This window comes from Brenneria roseae subsp. americana, assembly GCF_003115815.1.
GTDB lineage: Bacteria > Pseudomonadota > Gammaproteobacteria > Enterobacterales > Enterobacteriaceae > Brenneria > Brenneria roseae.
In genome coordinates this window covers 99,270-116,113 of sequence record NZ_QDKJ01000008.1, presented here as the reverse complement: position 1 = coordinate 116,113, position 16,844 = coordinate 99,270, and the positions used below count along the sequence as shown (strand labels likewise).

The 16,844-nt window shown below is 54.4% G+C and carries 13 protein-coding genes; 5 read left to right on the top strand and 8 right to left on the bottom strand.

Features of this window, described 5'->3' with window-relative positions:
- Positions 1–32: 32 nt before the first annotated feature.
- From B4923_RS11870 to B4923_RS11845, 6 genes are all read right to left on the bottom strand, one after another.
- Positions 33–1,124, bottom strand: a complete 1,092-nt coding sequence (locus tag B4923_RS11870; protein ID WP_109054683.1) for a L,D-transpeptidase family protein — start codon at positions 1,122–1,124, stop codon at positions 33–35.
- Positions 1,125–1,282: 158 nt separating this feature from the next.
- Positions 1,283–2,098 (bottom strand): deaminated glutathione amidase, encoded by an 816-nt coding sequence (locus B4923_RS11865; protein ID WP_109054578.1) that lies wholly within the window; start codon positions 2,096–2,098, stop codon positions 1,283–1,285.
- 162 nt (positions 2,099–2,260) lie between these two features.
- Entirely contained in the window at positions 2,261–5,794 is a 3,534-nt protein-coding gene (gene nifJ, locus B4923_RS11860) for a pyruvate:ferredoxin (flavodoxin) oxidoreductase (protein ID WP_109054577.1), read from the bottom strand.
- Positions 5,795–5,983: 189 nt separating this feature from the next.
- Positions 5,984–6,934 (bottom strand): LysR family transcriptional regulator, encoded by a 951-nt coding sequence (locus tag B4923_RS11855; protein ID WP_109054576.1) that lies wholly within the window; start codon positions 6,932–6,934, stop codon positions 5,984–5,986.
- A gap of 193 nt (positions 6,935–7,127) precedes the next feature.
- The gene (locus B4923_RS11850; RefSeq protein ID WP_170116052.1) at positions 7,128–8,093 is read right to left on the bottom strand and encodes a SphA family protein; all 966 of its coding nucleotides are present in this window, start codon (positions 8,091–8,093) and stop codon (positions 7,128–7,130) included.
- Between the two features lie 63 nt (positions 8,094–8,156).
- Entirely contained in the window at positions 8,157–9,701 is a 1,545-nt protein-coding gene (locus B4923_RS11845) for an FAD-dependent oxidoreductase (RefSeq protein WP_109054574.1), read from the bottom strand.
- Between the two features lie 345 nt (positions 9,702–10,046).
- Here B4923_RS11845 and B4923_RS11840 point away from each other — a divergent pair, with 345 nt between their 5' ends.
- Positions 10,047–10,364: a hypothetical protein gene (locus B4923_RS11840; protein WP_109054573.1), complete on the top strand. Its 318-nt coding sequence runs from the start codon at positions 10,047–10,049 to the stop codon at positions 10,362–10,364.
- Between the two features lie 131 nt (positions 10,365–10,495).
- Here B4923_RS11840 and B4923_RS11835 read toward each other — a convergent pair whose 3' ends face one another.
- Complete coding sequence (locus tag B4923_RS11835; protein ID WP_109054572.1) at positions 10,496–11,050, bottom strand: helix-turn-helix domain-containing protein; 555 nt, start codon at positions 11,048–11,050, stop codon at positions 10,496–10,498.
- Positions 11,051–11,122: 72 nt separating this feature from the next.
- Here B4923_RS11835 and B4923_RS11830 point away from each other — a divergent pair, with 72 nt between their 5' ends.
- Entirely contained in the window at positions 11,123–11,662 is a 540-nt protein-coding gene (locus B4923_RS11830) for a GNAT family N-acetyltransferase (protein WP_109054571.1), read from the top strand.
- A gap of 113 nt (positions 11,663–11,775) precedes the next feature.
- Positions 11,776–12,420, top strand: a complete 645-nt coding sequence (locus tag B4923_RS11825; protein WP_109054570.1) for a metallophosphoesterase — start codon at positions 11,776–11,778, stop codon at positions 12,418–12,420.
- A 63-nt stretch (positions 12,421–12,483) separates the two neighbouring features.
- Here B4923_RS11825 and B4923_RS11820 read toward each other — a convergent pair whose 3' ends face one another.
- A complete protein-coding gene (locus tag B4923_RS11820) occupies positions 12,484–13,110 on the bottom strand; it encodes a LysE family translocator (RefSeq protein ID WP_109054569.1) in 627 nt (208 codons plus the stop codon).
- A 724-nt stretch (positions 13,111–13,834) separates the two neighbouring features.
- On the opposite strand from B4923_RS11820, the gene B4923_RS11815 reads away from it, so the two are divergent.
- Positions 13,835–14,875, top strand: a complete 1,041-nt coding sequence (locus B4923_RS11815) for a TRAP transporter substrate-binding protein (RefSeq protein ID WP_109054568.1) — start codon at positions 13,835–13,837, stop codon at positions 14,873–14,875.
- 90 nt (positions 14,876–14,965) lie between these two features.
- Positions 14,966–16,840, top strand: a complete 1,875-nt coding sequence (locus B4923_RS11810) for a TRAP transporter large permease (protein WP_109054567.1) — start codon at positions 14,966–14,968, stop codon at positions 16,838–16,840.
- Positions 16,841–16,844 lie beyond the last annotated feature (4 nt).

Here is a 16,844-nt window from a genome sequence, read left to right as displayed (position 1 = left end):
GCCTTATGCGCGTTTTCTATGAAGAGATCGGATTAAGAATGGTTGGCGTTGGTTTCTGGTGCGGGTTGCGCTTCAGTTTCCGGCGCGGCTGCATCAGCCGGATCGTCCTGTACCGGAGCCTGAACGGAATCGTCCTGCGCCGGTGTTTCCGGCGTAATCGGCGCGGCAATAGACTCAACCGGAATCGCCGGCGTTTCTGCCTCGATCAGACCGTTGATCTTGGTCGGCATACCGGAACGCGTTCTGATGGCATGATCCACTTCGCTGGTATTCACGCTGGCATCGGCCAACACCTGGCTGACTTTGGCGGTGATACTGATCGGCGCCGGAGAATCAGAATGGAACTCTTCTACCGTACGAGACAGCGGATGGTGTACTTCCACATAGCGTGATCCATCCGGTTCCACCGTGGCTTTAACCGGCTCATTAATGAACTGTACGCGCGTACCCACCGGGACGTGATCGAACAAATACTTAATGTCATCGGCACGCAAACGCACACAACCGTGGCTCACGCGCAGGCCGATGCCGAAGTTGGCGTTGGTGCCGTGGATGGCATAGAGATTACCGATATACAGCGCGTAAAGCCCCATCGGGTTATCGGGGCCGGCCGGGAACACTTTTGGTAACGTTTCTCCGCGGGCGGCGTACTCGGCGTGCATCTTGGCCGTCGGCGTCCAGGTCGGACCGGCTTTCTTGCGCTGAACGGAGGTCGTCCAGTTAATCGGGGTATCTTTACCTAACTCACCAATCCCGATCGGCAGAACGATGACGGTTTTGGTGCCTTTCGGGTAGTAATACAGGCGCATTTCCGCACTGTTGATCACAATACCTTCGCGCGGCGCGTCCGGCAGGATAAGCTGATGGGGAATAATCATCGTGCTACCGGGCTGTGGCAGGTAAACATCCGCATCCGGGTTCGCTTCCATCATGTTGCTCAGCCCCATTTGGTATTGGGCTGCGAAAGCTTCTAACGGCAATGTGCTGTCTGTCGGGACAGTAATTTCCAGATTCTCTCCCACCAGACGGCTGTTGGCCGCAGGCAGTGGATAGACAACGGCAAAGGCGGCCTGACTAAATGCGGCGGCGGCCAGAACTAGGGTAAGGATCGCGCGAATACTCATTTTCATGTCTTTGTTGAGTGGTAAATGCCATACCAGCGGTAATGGGTCAGGTTTCCGATCGATAACGACCGGATGCGCATTATATGTGCAGAACGGTCTTTGAGGGAAACAAGATGTGCAACGAATCACATTTTTTGGTATCACAATGAAAAATTCTTTCAATCCCCGGTCAGGGAGCCGCGTTCTCCATCCAAAAGAGGTTTCTTAAAACGGCGATTAGCCAATACCGGCAGCGCCTGACGAGCATAGGCCAATCGTTCCGGCTGGATATCGGCGTAGAGCAGGGCGGGCACTTCCGGCGCCTGGACAATAACAACCCCTAACGGATCGACGACCATACTGTTACCGATATTCTTGACGCCGCATTCTCCCACGGCGACAAGATAGACCGTGTTTTCCAACGCCCTGGCCCGAACCAGCAGTTCCCAGTGGGATTCCTTCAGCGGGCCCTTAATCCAGGCGGAAGGCAGCACGAGCACGTCCGCACCGTCCAGCACTAAACGCCGCGCCATTTCAGGAAAACGGATGTCGTAGCAGGTCATCAGGCCGACGTTCATCCCGGCGATGGTCAGCAATGGCGGAATGTCTTCACCGGCCAACACATTTTCCGATTCCTGCACGGAAAATGCGTCGTACAGATGTAGCTTGCGATACTGGGCCACGATAGCACCGTCGCGGATCGCCAGCAGCGTATTCCAGACTTTCCCCTCACCGTTGGGAATATGGACGCACAGCATCGTTGTCATGGCGCTGCCTTTGCTGGCAGCCAGCAACTGTGTGACAAACGGGCCATCCAGCGGTTGGGCCGAGGTTAATACCATATTGGGATTGGTTATATCCCGGGCCAGGACACCTTCGGGCAACACCAGTAAATCGGCGTCGTTTTTCTGCGCTGCCGACATGAATGCCGATATTGTCGTGACGTTGTTTTGCCATTCACGGTCGACCGCGAATTGTCCCAGTGCGACTTTCATCCCCGTTCCCTCTCTTGCTGGCTGATATGGCGGACGGCGGAAAGGGTGCCTGACGCCAGGTGACGCAACGATGCGATGCGTTGACGTTAACGCCCTTTAGGTTATTGCTGCAAGCATAAAAGGATAGCGCGATGGCTATCCTTTTGCGTGATGTCGCCTCGATTACTCCTGCGGATTTTTCTCTGTTTTACCCGCCATCATGGTCAGGAAATCAAAACGGCGGCGCAGATCCAGTTCGGCTTCTTCATACAGCAGCGCCGTTTCTTCCGGCATCTGGCTGTTCAGACGGCGAAAGCGCTGTTCTTTCAGCAGAGTTTCACTCAGGCTGCTTGACGGTGGACGAGAATCGGTCACCAGCGCGGCTTTGCCTTCTTCGATGCGGCGCGGATCGAAGCGATAAAGCGGCCAGAAGCCTGTCGTAGTGAGCTGACGCATCTGATCGTGGCTGAAGGCCAGATCGTAGCCGTGCTCTTCACAAGGGCTATAGGCGATAATCAGCGACGGACCCGGCCAGGCTTCCGCTTCCTGAATGGCTTTCACCGTCTGATTCAGCTGCGCGCCCAGCGATATCTGCGCAACGTAGACATGGCCGTACATCATCACGTTGATGCCGAGATCTTTACGCGCTTTACGCTTGCCCTTTTCGCCAAACTTGGTCACGGCGCCCAGCGGCGTGGCTTTGGATTGCTGTCCGCCGGTGTTGGAATAACACTGGGTATCCAGCACCAGCACGTTGACGTTTTCACTCAGGCTCATGACGTGATCCAGACCGCCATAGCCGATGTCATACGCCCAACCGTCGCCGCCAATCAGCCAGATGGATTTATCCACCAGATGATCGGCTTCGGCGGACAAGGCTTTGGCCTGCTCATTGTTGAGATCGGCCAGGATCATACGCAGCTGTTCAATTTGCTGACGACGCAGCTCCGGCGCGATCGACTCTTCCTGCAACGCCGCGACTAAATCATCCGGCAGCTGCGGCGCAAGCTCATGCAGCAGGCGCACGGCGCGCTGGCGGTGCTGGTCGACGCTCAGGCGGAAGCCCAGACCGAACTCGGCGTTATCTTCAAACAGGGAGTTGGCCCACGCCGGTCCGCGCCCGTTGGCATCGGTGGTCCACGGGGTGGTCGGCAGGTTGCCGCCATAAATGGACGAACAGCCCGTGGCATTCGCCACCAGCAGCCGATCGCCGTAAAGCTGGGTCAGCAGTTTGATATAAGGCGTTTCACCACAGCCGGAACAGGCGCCGGAATACTCGAACAGCGGTGAAATCAACTGAGAAGTACGGATATCGATGCGTTCCAGCCTGGATTTGTCGATTTCCGGCAGTTGCAGGAAGAAATCAAAGTTCTCTTTTTCGACGCTCAGGTTGTCCAGACGAGATTCCATATTGATGGCTTTGAACTCGGGATTCTGACGATCTTTCGCCGGGCAGACTTCCACACAAAGGTTACAGCCGGTGCAGTCTTCCGGCGCCACCTGCAAAACATATTTCTGACCACGCATATCGCGGGCTTTGACATCCAGCGATTGCAATGACGCCGGCGCAGACGCCATGGTATCGGCCGGCACCACTTTTGCGCGGATGGCGGAGTGCGGACAGGCGGCGACGCAGTGGTTACATTGGGTACAGAGCTGGGGTTGCCACCGTGGAATTTCTTCCGCGATATTGCGTTTCTCCCACTTCGTCGTCCCCGTCGGCCAGGTGCCATCGGGGGGCAGCGCAGAAACCGGCAAGGTATCGCCCAAACCCGCCAGCATGGCCGCGGTAACGGTTTTCACGAAATCCGGCGCCGCATCGGAGACCACGGGAGGGCGCTGCGGGCTATCCGGATTGACCGCCTCCAGCGGGACGGCGGAGAGGGCTTCTAATGTGGCGCTCAGGGCGCGCCAGTTGCGTTCAACCAGTTCCTGGCCTTTGCTGCCGTAGCTTTTGGCGATAGCGGCGCGTAGTTTTTCAACCGCGAGATCGCCCGGCAGGATTTGTGACAGATGGAAGAAGGCCATTTGCATCACCGTGTTGATGCGGGCTCCCAATTGACATTCGCGGGCAATTTTCGCCGCGTTGATGCAATACACCTGTGCGTTACGCGTCTTGAGACCGGCCTGTACTTCCTGTGGCAGACGGTGCCAGATATCGTCACTGGAATATGGCGAGTTGATCAGGAAGATACCGCCGGGTTTCAGCCGTTCCACCATTCGGTATTTATCAATGAACTGCCACTGGTGACAGGCGACAAAATCCGCCTGATCGATAAGATAAGCGGAATTGATCGGATGCGGGCCCACGCGCATGTGGGAAACGGTCAAACTGCCTGCTTTTTTGGAGTCGTAAACGAAGTAGCCCTGTACAAACATCGGCGTGGTTTCACCCACGATCTTGATGGCGTTCTTGGTCGCCGAGACGGTGCCATCGCTGCCCAATCCATAGAACAAGGCTTCCAGTGAGGATGTCGTCGGCAGACGCTGTTCCGGCAACGGCAGAGAAAGATGGGTTACATCATCATAAATGCCAACGGTGAAGCGGGGACGCGGGTTGGCAAGTGCTAACTCATTAAAAATCGCCTGGACGCACTGCGGCGTGAATTCTTTCGAGGATAAACCGTAGCGTCCGCCAATCACCCGCGGCATTGATGAACGTTCACTCGCGGAAAATGCTTCGGCCAGTGAGGTCATCACATCCAGATACAGCGGTTCAGCCACCGCGCCCGGCTCTTTGGTGCGATCCAGTACGGCAATGCTTTTTGCCGTTTGCGGAATGGCAGCCAGCAAATGACGGGCGGAGAAAGGCCGATAGAGACGGACTTTAACCACACCGACCTTTTCTCCACGGGTCAACAGGGTATCAATGACCTCTTCGCACGTACCAACGCCCGAACCCATCAAAATAACCACTTTCGTCGCTTCCGGGTGGCCATAGTACTCAAATGGCCGATACTGGCGCCCCGTTGCTTTGGCAAAGGCATTCATTGCCTGTTCGACGTGCCCGCAGGCGGCGTTGTACCATGGGTTGGTGGCCTCCCGCGACTGGAAAAACGTATCCGGGTTGGAGGCCGTTCCACGAATCACCGGCCGTTCAGGTGTAAGCGCTCGCTCACGGTGTGCCTCAATGGCCTGCCGGGGCAACAGCTGGCGAATAACCTCATCGCTCAGCGGCTCAATCTTGTTGATTTCATGGGATGTACGAAAGCCATCAAAGAAATGGATAAACGGTAGGCGGCTGTTCAGACTGGCTATCTGCGCGATCAGCGCGAAATCCTGCGCTTCCTGCACGTTGCTGGCGCACAGCATGGCGCAACCGGTCTGGCGGACGGCCATGACGTCGGAGTGATCGCAGAAAATCGAGAGCGCATGGGTTGCCACCGTGCGTGCCGCCACGTGCAGGACAAAAGGCGTCAGCTCACCGGCCAGTTTATACAACGAGGGGATCATCAACAGTAAGCCCTGCGATGAAGTAAAGGTGGTCGCGAGGGAACCGGTTTGCAACGCGCCATGAACGGTGGCTATCGCACCGCCTTCAGATTGCATTTCAACCACATGCGGCGTATCTCCCCAAATATTCTTGCCGCCGTCGCTCGACCAGGCCGCGGCCTGTTCTGCCATGGTGGAACTTGGCGTAATGGGATAGATGGCGATGACCTCATTGGTTCGCCAGGCGACAGAGGCGACTGCGTTGTTACCGTCGGTGGTGATCATGACTTGGCCTTTTTTGCTCACTAAATGAAACACGATTTTTATTCGGTGGATTATCGCATCTCAAAGAAAGAAGAGGGTGACTCGATTTACGCAGAGTTGTTTCAAACTATTTTTATCTAATGCTAACCATTATACACCGATGCGGAATAAACGCCGCCTCCCGCATCTATTCATCAATAGCCGGGAATGTCAGGTAAACAGCGGGCAGCCAATGGCATCGGTCTGGCGTGTGGTTTCCGGAGGTTCGCTCATTTTACGCTGAAAGCTGTTGACGAAATTGATCAGAACCGGTGAATGGGTTGCGGATTCGTGGCAGAGGATAAAGCCGATATCCCATGTCATGCCGGTATCCAGCAGGGGAATGCACATCATGCCGTCGCGCAGCAGCGGGCGGGCCAGTCCTTCGACAAACACAAAAACGCCTTTGTTCAGCATCACCAGATCATAGGCGACATGCAGATCGTGACTGATGCGGGTATGGATACGGGGCGAGATATTGGCCTGATACAGATGATGCATGATGGTCTCTTGCAGCCGGAAGGTTTCATCCAGCATGATCAGGGAGACATCGACCATGTCGGACAGGCGAATGGGCCGTGTTTTTGCCTGTCGCGCCAGACGATGTTCCTGATTGGTAACCAGCACGATCCGTTCCTGCTTGATGCTGATATAGCGCAGGCGCTGGTTATCCGCCGGCTTGACGGTGATAGCCATATCCAGCGATCCGTTATCCACGCGAGCTTCACATTCAATGTCGGCGTGCTCCGACAGTACACAGTCAGCATCGGTGTACGAAGCCAGAAACTCCATCACCCGTTGCACGCCCAGGCTCTGCAACGTACCGGGAGAGAAGCCCAGACGGTAACACGGATGTTCGTGCTGTTGTCTGGCGCGCATATCATTTTCCAGATCGGCGATACTGTTGATGGCGGTCAGGGCTTTGGCATAGAGAACATCGCCCATTGCCGTCGGAGACATGCCGCGGGAATTACGCCGAAACAGGGTGACGCCCAGTTCGGTCTCCAGGTTGAGGATCTGCCTGCTCAGCGCCTGCTGGGTAATAAACAATTTCTGTGCGGAACGAGTCAGGCAGCGATCCTCATACACCTGAACAAAATATTTCAGCGTGCCGATATCCATGTGCCATCGCTTCCATCATTGAAGATCGTGCAAGGATTGGCGCACAGTGTAACCAGCCCTTTTATGTCAGAACATGACAGCTATCATAGGAATAAAAAACACGTATTGATAAAAGGGATATTGCGCACAGTTTTGCTGTGCGCAAGGGGGGATGAAGATGCCATCGCCAGATTATGACGATGGCGGCCCGACGTTATTGCAGCGGGATGGTGACGCCCAACTGCAATATCGACATATCCACATCGTTTTTGGCGAACAGCGAGAACTGTAGGCGGCCGGAAACGGCAAACGAGCCGAAGTTGTAGCCGACCAGCGGGCCGAGAGCGGCATATTCGGTGCGTTTCCCCTGGGTGTGGAGCCCCGGAGTGCCGGCGACTTTCTGTCCTTTTATCTCATCATTACTGATTTGCCGGGTATAGTTGCCAATCACGCCCAGCGTCCAGTTATCCATCGTTTTAGCGGCGGTCGCATCCAGATAATAAATGTGTCCGGTTTGATACTCGGTGGTTTTGTTGCGGGTATTAATATTGAAGATGTTATTCAGCGTGAACGCCCAGTCATCCCGCAGGTAGGTGAAGGCGAGATTGGGCTGAAAAATATAAAAATTATTGGCGGTGGAGTTTCCCAGCATGACGTTTCTGCCGGCGGCTTCGCTGTATTGATATTCAAACTTGCCGTTTTTCAGGCTGATCCCCGCGCCGAATCCCATGAACAGGCCGCCGCCCAGATCCCACGACAACATCAGCGGCGTGAGCGTGGTGTTGAGTAACCCATCATAGCTATCCGTGCTTGTCGAGATGCCGTTATCGGTTTTGACGCGAATGGTGCGATACGGCTGGGTGACACTGAGCCCGTAACGGGCGCCCATCACTTCCCAACCCGGCACCCACAGTAGCGAGGCCGCAGAGCTGTTAACCTTGAGTTTGACGTTGCCGCCGGGCGTTTGGGCCTTATCGCCGTTTTCATCCCGCAGGAAGCCGGTTTCATAAGAGCTGGCAAACGAAAAATAGAGCCCGTCCGGCGGCAGCATGCCGGCCGCGTTTCCGGTGGTGGCGCCCGGTTGCAACGGCGTGACGTTTTCCACGCCATAAACCGCGGGCGCCGCCATGACGGCTGCCGTCAGCAGCGTAACGCTAATCAATTGATTGATATTATTCATTATTCCCCCAGTGCATGTGATGCACGATGGGGAGCCCTGGCTCCCCATCACAGCGTGCGGGAGTTATTTCAGCGCGCGGATATAGGTGGCGGCGTTGACGCCGGACAAACGGCCTGAGGTGACTGAGAAGGAGTAAGCGGAACCCGATGCCCACAGCGTGTAGGTTCTGCCATATAGCCCGCCCGCATCAAGACCGGTAGCGTAGAGTCCTTTGATCACGTTATCCTGCTTATCCGTTACCTCCATCGCCGGCGTGATGCGTACCCCGCCGATAGTGGCGAAATAGTGAGGTTGGACTTTCAGGGCGTAATAGGTCGGGCCGGTAACCGGTATGATAGTGGCCGGATCTCTGACAAAATTCTCATCCACATTCTTTTCTTTGATCTGGTTATAGCGGGTGACGGAGGCTGTCAGCCGTTTGGGATCGACCGCGATCTTTTTAGCCAGTTCATTGAGCGAGCCGGCCATGACCACTTTGTCGCTGCCTGCGCTGATGGCATCGTTGATCTCTTTTTTTACGTTGGTGAGTTTCTTCATGACCGGAATAATGACCCCCATTCCGGTTCTGGCTCCCTGTTCTTCGACATATTTCACCGTATTGTCGTCAAAAATGGACCAGACGAAGTTGTCGCGCTGCGCTTCAATCGCATTACCGGCAATAACAAAACTTTGCACGACCGTTTCATCAATAAAGCGATCGCCATATTTGTTGACCCACAGATTGGGTTCCCAGGCCATCCCCTGTAAATCGCCCACCAGCGGAATGCCTTTATCCGTCAGCGCGGGATGCATCATCAGCCCGAAGTCGGTGGTATCGGCGCCGACGCCCATCGCCATATCAATGCCGTCGCCGGTTTTGTTCAGGAAGGCGAAGGGTTGGACTTTTTCCGGATCGAAGGGGGTCCAGGCTTTGACTTTCTCCTTGCTGTCCTGGAATCCTCCCGTCGCCAGAATAACCGCTTTCGCCGTGATGGTGATTTTGTTGCCATCGGCATCTTCCGCTTCCACGCCCCTGATGGCGCCATCCTGGTAGATCAGCTTTTTCCCCGGTGTTTTATACATGACCGTCACGCCCAGTTCGTTGGCCCGCTCCACCATGCGCTTGATGAGCGCCGATCCGTGGTGGGCGTTGCCGTAATCCTCCACGATATGCCACACCCGCGGTTCATGCGGGGATATCTGGGTCACGTAGAAACTGACCCCGTGCTTTTCCAGCCAGCGGATCGTGGCGTTGGACTCCTTCAGATACAGTCTCACCAGCGCGGGATTAACCCGGTAAGACTGGTTAAACTCCATGGAGGTCCGGTAAGCCTCTTCCGGGGTCATGGTTATCGAGTTTTTACGGGTTTGATCGGTCTGGACGCCGAACAACCCTTCGGCGAAGTTGGAACTGCCGCCGGCGAACGCCTGTTTTTCCAGCGCAATGACTTTCAATCCGGATTCCGCCGCCGACACCGCGGCGGACACGCCGGCGCCGCCGAAGCCGACGACAACGACGTCGGTTTCTATTTTGCGCTCTTGCGCGGTAGCGTGTTGTGCGTAGCTGAGAGAGAGGCTAAAGATGAAAAGAAAGCAACCGATAGCGCTATTTTTTCTTAATCTGCTCATGACGTTATCTTCCTGTTATTGTAGGGTGGATGCCTTATCCCCGTGCTGTTTTCTGGTTATATCGTTTTCCTGTTCTATGCTGGGAAAGAGGTGCTGATGCAACCTGATAAACGGGCTGGACGTTGCCAAACGGCTATACCTCCCTTGTATCGGTACGGCTGTCGGAGGGAATTACAAGGGCTGGTTTCACTATAACCATCTGAGATATATCGGAAAAACACTCTTTATTTGTGGTAGCCACAATCTCAGGTTGTGGCGTGCCGGGACAGGACAAGTTGCCCGGATTTGGTAAATGCTATGTTGACGGGAACTGAGGAAAGGCCCCGTTAATCAAGGAACTGAACGATGGCGAATGAATTAAAAGATAAGCTTGTTGCTGTGCTGGCATCGCTACAGGAGCAGGGGATGACCCCGGAACAGGCTGTCGAACATATCCTTCAGGCTATTGGGGAAAGTGTCGGCGACATCTCGCAGATTTCCATCATTACGCCGGAGTTGATTACTGATGTGCTGTGCACGGTGTATCAGGATGACATTTCCGCCCGACAAATCGCCACCATCCTGCAACGGTTGGGGTACGACCGACAGGCCGTGGCCAATGCGCTACGCAAGCATTTTCCTGAGCTTTCCCGTGCAGGCGGCGGGACAACGGGAACGCAATAACCATGCCTGTCCGACCCCGCCGGACAGACCAACGCCATTAATAGATGCCGGATTTCGCGCCATTCTCTCAGGCGCGGTCGGTTGAGGCGCTTTATCCGTTGCTATTCGTTGGTTATCGTCATTGGTTATCGCTAATCATTGGTTATCACCAACAGATAACGGCATTCGCTTGGGTGGGAATTATGAAACGTGACGGCATGCTCCACGTCAAAATTCAGGCAATCGCCCGCCATAAGATCAAAACGCTCAGCGTGATACTCAACGGTCAATGCGCCTTCAATCAACCATAGCCGCTGCTGATAGGGGTGACTGCTCCAACGCGGATAGCTGACCTTGGCGAAAGGAGGAAGGGTAATTTCGATCATCTCCAGCCCGGTGGCCGGTTCCCGTTCTGAAACCTGCCGACGCAGATAGTGCTGCGCCGGATCGCGCCATATCTCCTGATCCGCTTTTCTGCGTAGCCTTTGACGCGGCTGATTTTCATCGCTCAATAGCTGAGTGATGGGGATGCCCAATCCTGCCGCCAATCGTCCGAGGATGGTGGCGCTGGGGCTGCTTTCTTGGCGTTCAATCTTGGAAATCATCGCCTTACTGACGCCTGAGTGCTGCGCCAGCAGCTCAATGCTCATATTTTTGGCTCTGCGTAATTGATAAAGCTGCGTCGCTATCACGTTATCTATTGACATGGGAATCCCCAGCTGATTACTTTAGTGGAATAATTTCTACTATATTGAATTTTTGCGGGGAAGGTAACTGAAATGAAGCGAATTAACTGTACGGAAGCGCGTCATGCACAGCAGATTTTAGATATTTTCAACGATGCCATCATCAATTCAACGGCGATATATGAGTATAAACCTCGGCCGCTGGAGAGCATGACGCCCTGGTTCGCCGGCAAATCGGCCCATAATTTCCCCATCATCGGCTATGAAAACGAACAGGGCGAACTATTGGGATTCGCCACCTATGGCGCTTTTCGTGACCGGCCGGCCTATAAATATTCCGTGGAGCATTCGGTCTACGTCCATAAGGATCACCGGGGAAAAGGGCTGGGTAAGCTATTGCTTCAGCAAGTGATTGCGGCGGCCAAGGAGCAGGGCGTACATACCCTGGTGGCCGGAATTGATGCTGAAAACGGCGCCAGCATCGTTCTGCATGAAAAACTGGGCTTTCAACATGCGGGAACCATATCCCAGGCGGCTTTCAAATTCGGACGTTGGCTGGATCTGGTGTTTTACCAGCTCATTCTGGAAACGCCGCGCCATCCGACGGAAGAGTCGTTCACTGCGGCGTGTTAAATGCCATACTTATCTGAGCGTGTAAAAATAGGAGAACGTTTGGCCGCGTCAGGGGGCGTCGGCGTTTTCCCGGCCAGACTCAGGCACGGTAGTGCGCTTCAGATGAGGTATCCATGTATCGCAGAATCAGCGCAGAGGATTATCAAAAAATATTTGTGGTCGGCGATATCCACGGTTGCTATCAGCCGTTGCTGGATGCGCTGGCCGCCAGAAAATTCAATCGTCAAACCGACCTGCTGATCTCGGTCGGCGATCTGATTGACCGTGGCCCCGATAGTCTGGCCTGCCTGTCATTGCTGGATGAACCCTGGTTTACCGCCGTGTGCGGCAATCATGAACAGATGGCGCGGGAAGCGCTGAATGAAGATAACGGCTGGCTTTGGGCGCGTAACGGCGGAACCTGGTATGCCAACCTGGATGATGCCGATAAACGGCTGGCGAGCAGGCGCATAGCCCAAACGGCAAACCTGCCGCTGGTCATCGACGTCAATATCGGCGGCCGCCGCTATGTGATTGCCCATGCCGACTATCCCGCCGACGATTATGCCTTCGGCAAAGCCGTCGATGAGGATGAGCTGGTCTGGGGGCGCAACCGTATCACGCGGGCGATGGCGGGCGAGGGGAACCGCATCTCCGGGGCTTATCTGTTTATCTTCGGGCACACGCCGCTCCACAAGCCCTTGATATTTTTTAACCAGCTCTACATTGATACCGGCGCCGTATTTGGCGGCCGGCTGACGTTGATCGAACTGCGCTGAGCGGATGGCCGCTGCGGGGAAAGCGTTCTTAAACAGGTTGCCGACTGACACGGCGTGACATTATTACCGAGTGGAGGCGGCCAGCGTGGTGCCTGCCAAGATAAAAATGCCGCCGGTGGAGCGGTTAAAGAGTTTTATCCGACGTGGGTTGGAGAACACCGCTGACAAACGGCGACCCGTACAGGCGTAGATAAACATGATGCTGAAATCCAACATGACCCAGGTGGCAGCCAGAATGACAAACTGTAGGGCGTGTGGGGCGCTGGTATCAATAAAGTTCGGGAAAAGGGCGGCAAAGAACAGCAGATCTTTGGGGTTGCTGATCCCAACCAGAAAGCCTTTGCGGAACAGAGAAAACCAGCCTGGCGCTGAAGCATCCTGCACTTCTTGCTCCGTCGCTCCCATTTCTGCTGAGCGCCATGACGCAATCCCTAACCAGACCAGATAAGCGGCGCCAATGATTTTTAATGCGATAAACGCGGTTGTCGACGCGGCAAGGACGGCGCCCAGACCTAATGCTGAGCAGGACATCAATACCATTGCCGCAGCGACTCCGCCGAGTACGGTTGCCGTTGCGCGATAGTACCCATAACGCAAACCGTGGGACATGCTGATCAAGGCGGAAGGGCCCGGAATGGCAATAAGAGCGATGATTATCCCTGTATAAGCCAGCCAGAGGTGAAGACTCATGATTTCTCCTGCGTTTTAGTTTTGCCAGTGAAGCGTTGTACTGTTTTTTTGAAGTAACCGATGTGTAAAGGAATATATACCGATTTTATCCTGCGTGAGATGTTAGCAGAAAAATGAACAGATAAGCATTCGCCTCTGATTTATCTCTTTTGTTCCTGCTTTGTTGGGCGAGATGCCGCTGGCCTCACCACAACGGGAGCGTGAGCGGCGTTATCCTCAGACTATCGCGCTTTAGGCAGGATTAGCAGCTAACGTAGCGGCGACGGCCTTCCCCTCATCAAAATATTCGATAAGAGTATTTCCTGACGTTCATCGTGCAAGTCTCCAGCAGAAGATTTTGCAAACACGGTTCATCCACTTCTCCCTCCAATCCATTATGCAGGCACTCCGGTACGGAGGACGCCAGCGTAATGGGTTTGGGGGTGTTAAAAATGATTAACTGAACAGTGACTAAACATTGTTTTGTAATTTTTCCCTTTGTAACACGTCCGCCAAAATTAGCGACGTTGTGCACAAAAATTCAATCTTGTCGATTTATTGACTTCAGGCCGCTTGCTTTTTCAACATGGCGCCGATAGTTTTTCTGTAACGTTACACTAAAACGTTACAGAAGGCGGTTAGTGACCATTGTCAGTAATTTTATACGGCGACGTTCGCGTAATTTTCACCGCTAAACCGCACAAGATAGATACCAGATATAACCTACGGCAGGATGATAATCATTATGAAAACTATTCAACGCCTTACGTTACGCCATGTAATAGTCTCAACGTGCCTGGGCGCCGCTTTAATGGCGGGATGCTCGGCATTTTCGGCTGCTCAGGCCGCCATCAATATGCGGGTTTATTCTTCTCTGCCCGCCGATGAAACCTCCTCTCATTACATTTGGTTCCAGCGATTCCAGGAAAATTTAAACAAAAACGAAAAACTTAACGGACAAATCAAGCTGAGCTACTTCCCCAACGGCATGTTGGGCAAAGAAGCCGATGCCACCCAGCAGGTACGCATTGGTGCTATTAACATGATGATTTCCGGGAGTTCTATCTGGGCAACGCTGGTGCCTGAAATAGGCGTACTGGATTTAGGCTATCTGTTTAAAGATTACGATCAGGTCAGCAAAGCGCTTGATGGTAAAGCCGGTACGACACTCTCCGATCTGATGTCAAAAAAGGCCGGCGTAATGGTACTGGGCTATGGCTACAGCCTCGGCTCGCGCAATATTTACACTAAAAAGCCGATTGAAAAACCTGAAGATTTGAAGAATCTGAAAATTCGCGTATTGCCGGTGCCTAACTTTATTTCAACATTGAATCATATGGGCGCCGTAGCGATTCCCATGCCTGGCGGTGAAGTTTATTCCAGTTTGCAGATGGGCGTCATTGATGGCGTTGAGCATGACGCCGCAACCGTCTATTCCAGTAAATATTATGAAATCGTTAAGAACGCCGCGCTGACCCGGCATATTTACAACCCCATCATGATCGCCATGAATAAAAACAGCTTCCAGCAAATACCGGAGCCGTTACGCGCCGATGTTCTGGCCGCGGCGAAAGAGGCGACGGAATATGAACGTCAACAAGCGAACAAGCTGGAACAGAGCGCTATTCAGGATCTGAAGGCGAAAGGCGTCACATTCCGCGAAATCGATCGTGAATATTTCTACCAGCAGGTACAGCCAGTCTGGACGGAATTTCTCGCCAAATATCCGCAGCTGAAGCCGGTTGTTGACGAGATTAACGCCACGGCGACATCTGATGCGCAGTAATTAATCCTCGCGGCATCAGGCTCGCGGTACTGACGGTGAGCCTGATGCCAAATCCTGATATGTACCTGGAACCGTATTGAGAGGTTCAACATGGCAGAACTATCCATGACAGCCAAAAATGAAACCAGGCCTGTTGTATTCCTGAGCCGGCTTAGCCGGTTTCTGACGACCATGACGTCCTATGCCGGCGCATTGGTCCTGCTCACGAATGTCTTAGTGGTGTTTGCGTCCGTTATCTGGCGCTATGCGCTGCATTCGCCTATCCACTGGGCGGAAGAAGTGGCGCGGGCCATGATGATCGCGCTGGTATTTTTCGGCGTCGCGACTTCGACCGGCCGCGGTGGTCATATTGGTGTCGATCTCTTCCTGCGCTTTTTGCCGGAGCAGGTTCGTCCCTATGTTATTCACGCCAGCCGCTGGATTCTGTTCCTGGTTTCAGTCGGTCTGGTGGTTTCCAGCTATGACCTGGTGCAAGCCGCCCGGATGCAGACAACGGAGACCGGCTTACCGCAGATTATCTATGTCATCCCGGTGCTGATCGGCTCTGTCGTCATGATGGTCGCCGCGCTGGAGCATGCCCTGCGTGAGCAGACCCGGATTGTGCTGCTGAGCGGCGCGGGGATCCTGGTGCTGATGCTGCTCGGCTATATGAAGCTTTCGATGATGGCCGATCCCGCCACCGCCGCGGCCGGACTGATGCTGATCTGCTTTGTCCTTGGCATTCTTGCCGGCGTGCCGATCGCCTTTACCCTGGGGATGTCGGCGATGGTCTTTTTTATCTGCGACCCTTCGCTGCCGTTCGTCTTTTTCTCACAGCAAGTAGCGGCGGGCGTTGACCACTTTGTGCTGCTTGCCATTCCGTTCTTCCTGCTGGCCGGCGCCGCGATGGAAATCAACGGCATGTCGACACGTCTGGTCGAGTTGATTGTACGCGGCATGGGGCGCTTTCGCGGCGGCCTGAACATGACCACCGTACTGTCGATGGCTTTCTTCTCCGGTATCTCTGGCTCCAAACTTGCCGACGTGGCTGCGGTCGGTGGCGTTTTGATGCCTGCGGTGCGTCGCGCCAAGCAGGATAGTGAAGAAGCCGCCGGTGTTTTTGCCGCATCCGCCGTGATGGCGGAAACCATTCCGCCCTGCGTCAACCTGATCGTGATGGGTTTTGTCGCCAATATCTCTATTGGCGCGCTATTCATCGCCGGACTGGTGCCCGCCGCCTGTCTGCTGGTACTGCTGCTCATCGCGGCCAACCGGTTTGGCGCCAGAATTAACGTCAGCGAAGCTTATCCGGTATTACGCCCACGCGCTCAACTCTATCTGGGGGCGGCTGTTGGTCTGGTTATGATTTTCATGATTGGCCGCGGCGTGATGATGGGTATCGCCACATCAACAGAAATTTCCGCCTTTGCCGTGATTTACGCCATCGTTGTGGGACGGCTGGCCTTCCGTGAGCTAACGCTGAAAGCCACGGTGAAAATGTTCATTGATATCGCGGCGATGTCCGGGGTGCTGCTGTTCATCGTAGCCTGCGCCACCAGCCTTTCTTATGCGCTAACCATTCAGATGATCCCACAGCAAATTGCGGAGCTTCTGGTCGGGATTGGTATGGATCAGGGGGCCTGGCTATTCCTGCTGTTGACCATCGTCATTCTGATTGTGTTCGGCGCCGTACTGGAAGGCGCGCCCGCGCTGATTATCTTCGCTCCAATTCTGGTGCCCATCGCCATTCAACTGGGTTTCAACCCGCTGCACTTCGGCATCATCATGATTCTCTCCATGGGCTTTGGACTGTTCGCTCCCCCGATCGGGCTGGGACTGTATACCACCTGCGCCATCTGTGGCGTGGAGATGAAAAATGTGATTCGGCCAATGGCGAAATATCTGGCGGTAGTGTTTGTCGGGATCATCCTCGTGGCGCTGATGCCCTCATTGACGACCTGGTTACCGGGGCTGGCCGGTTACTAATGAA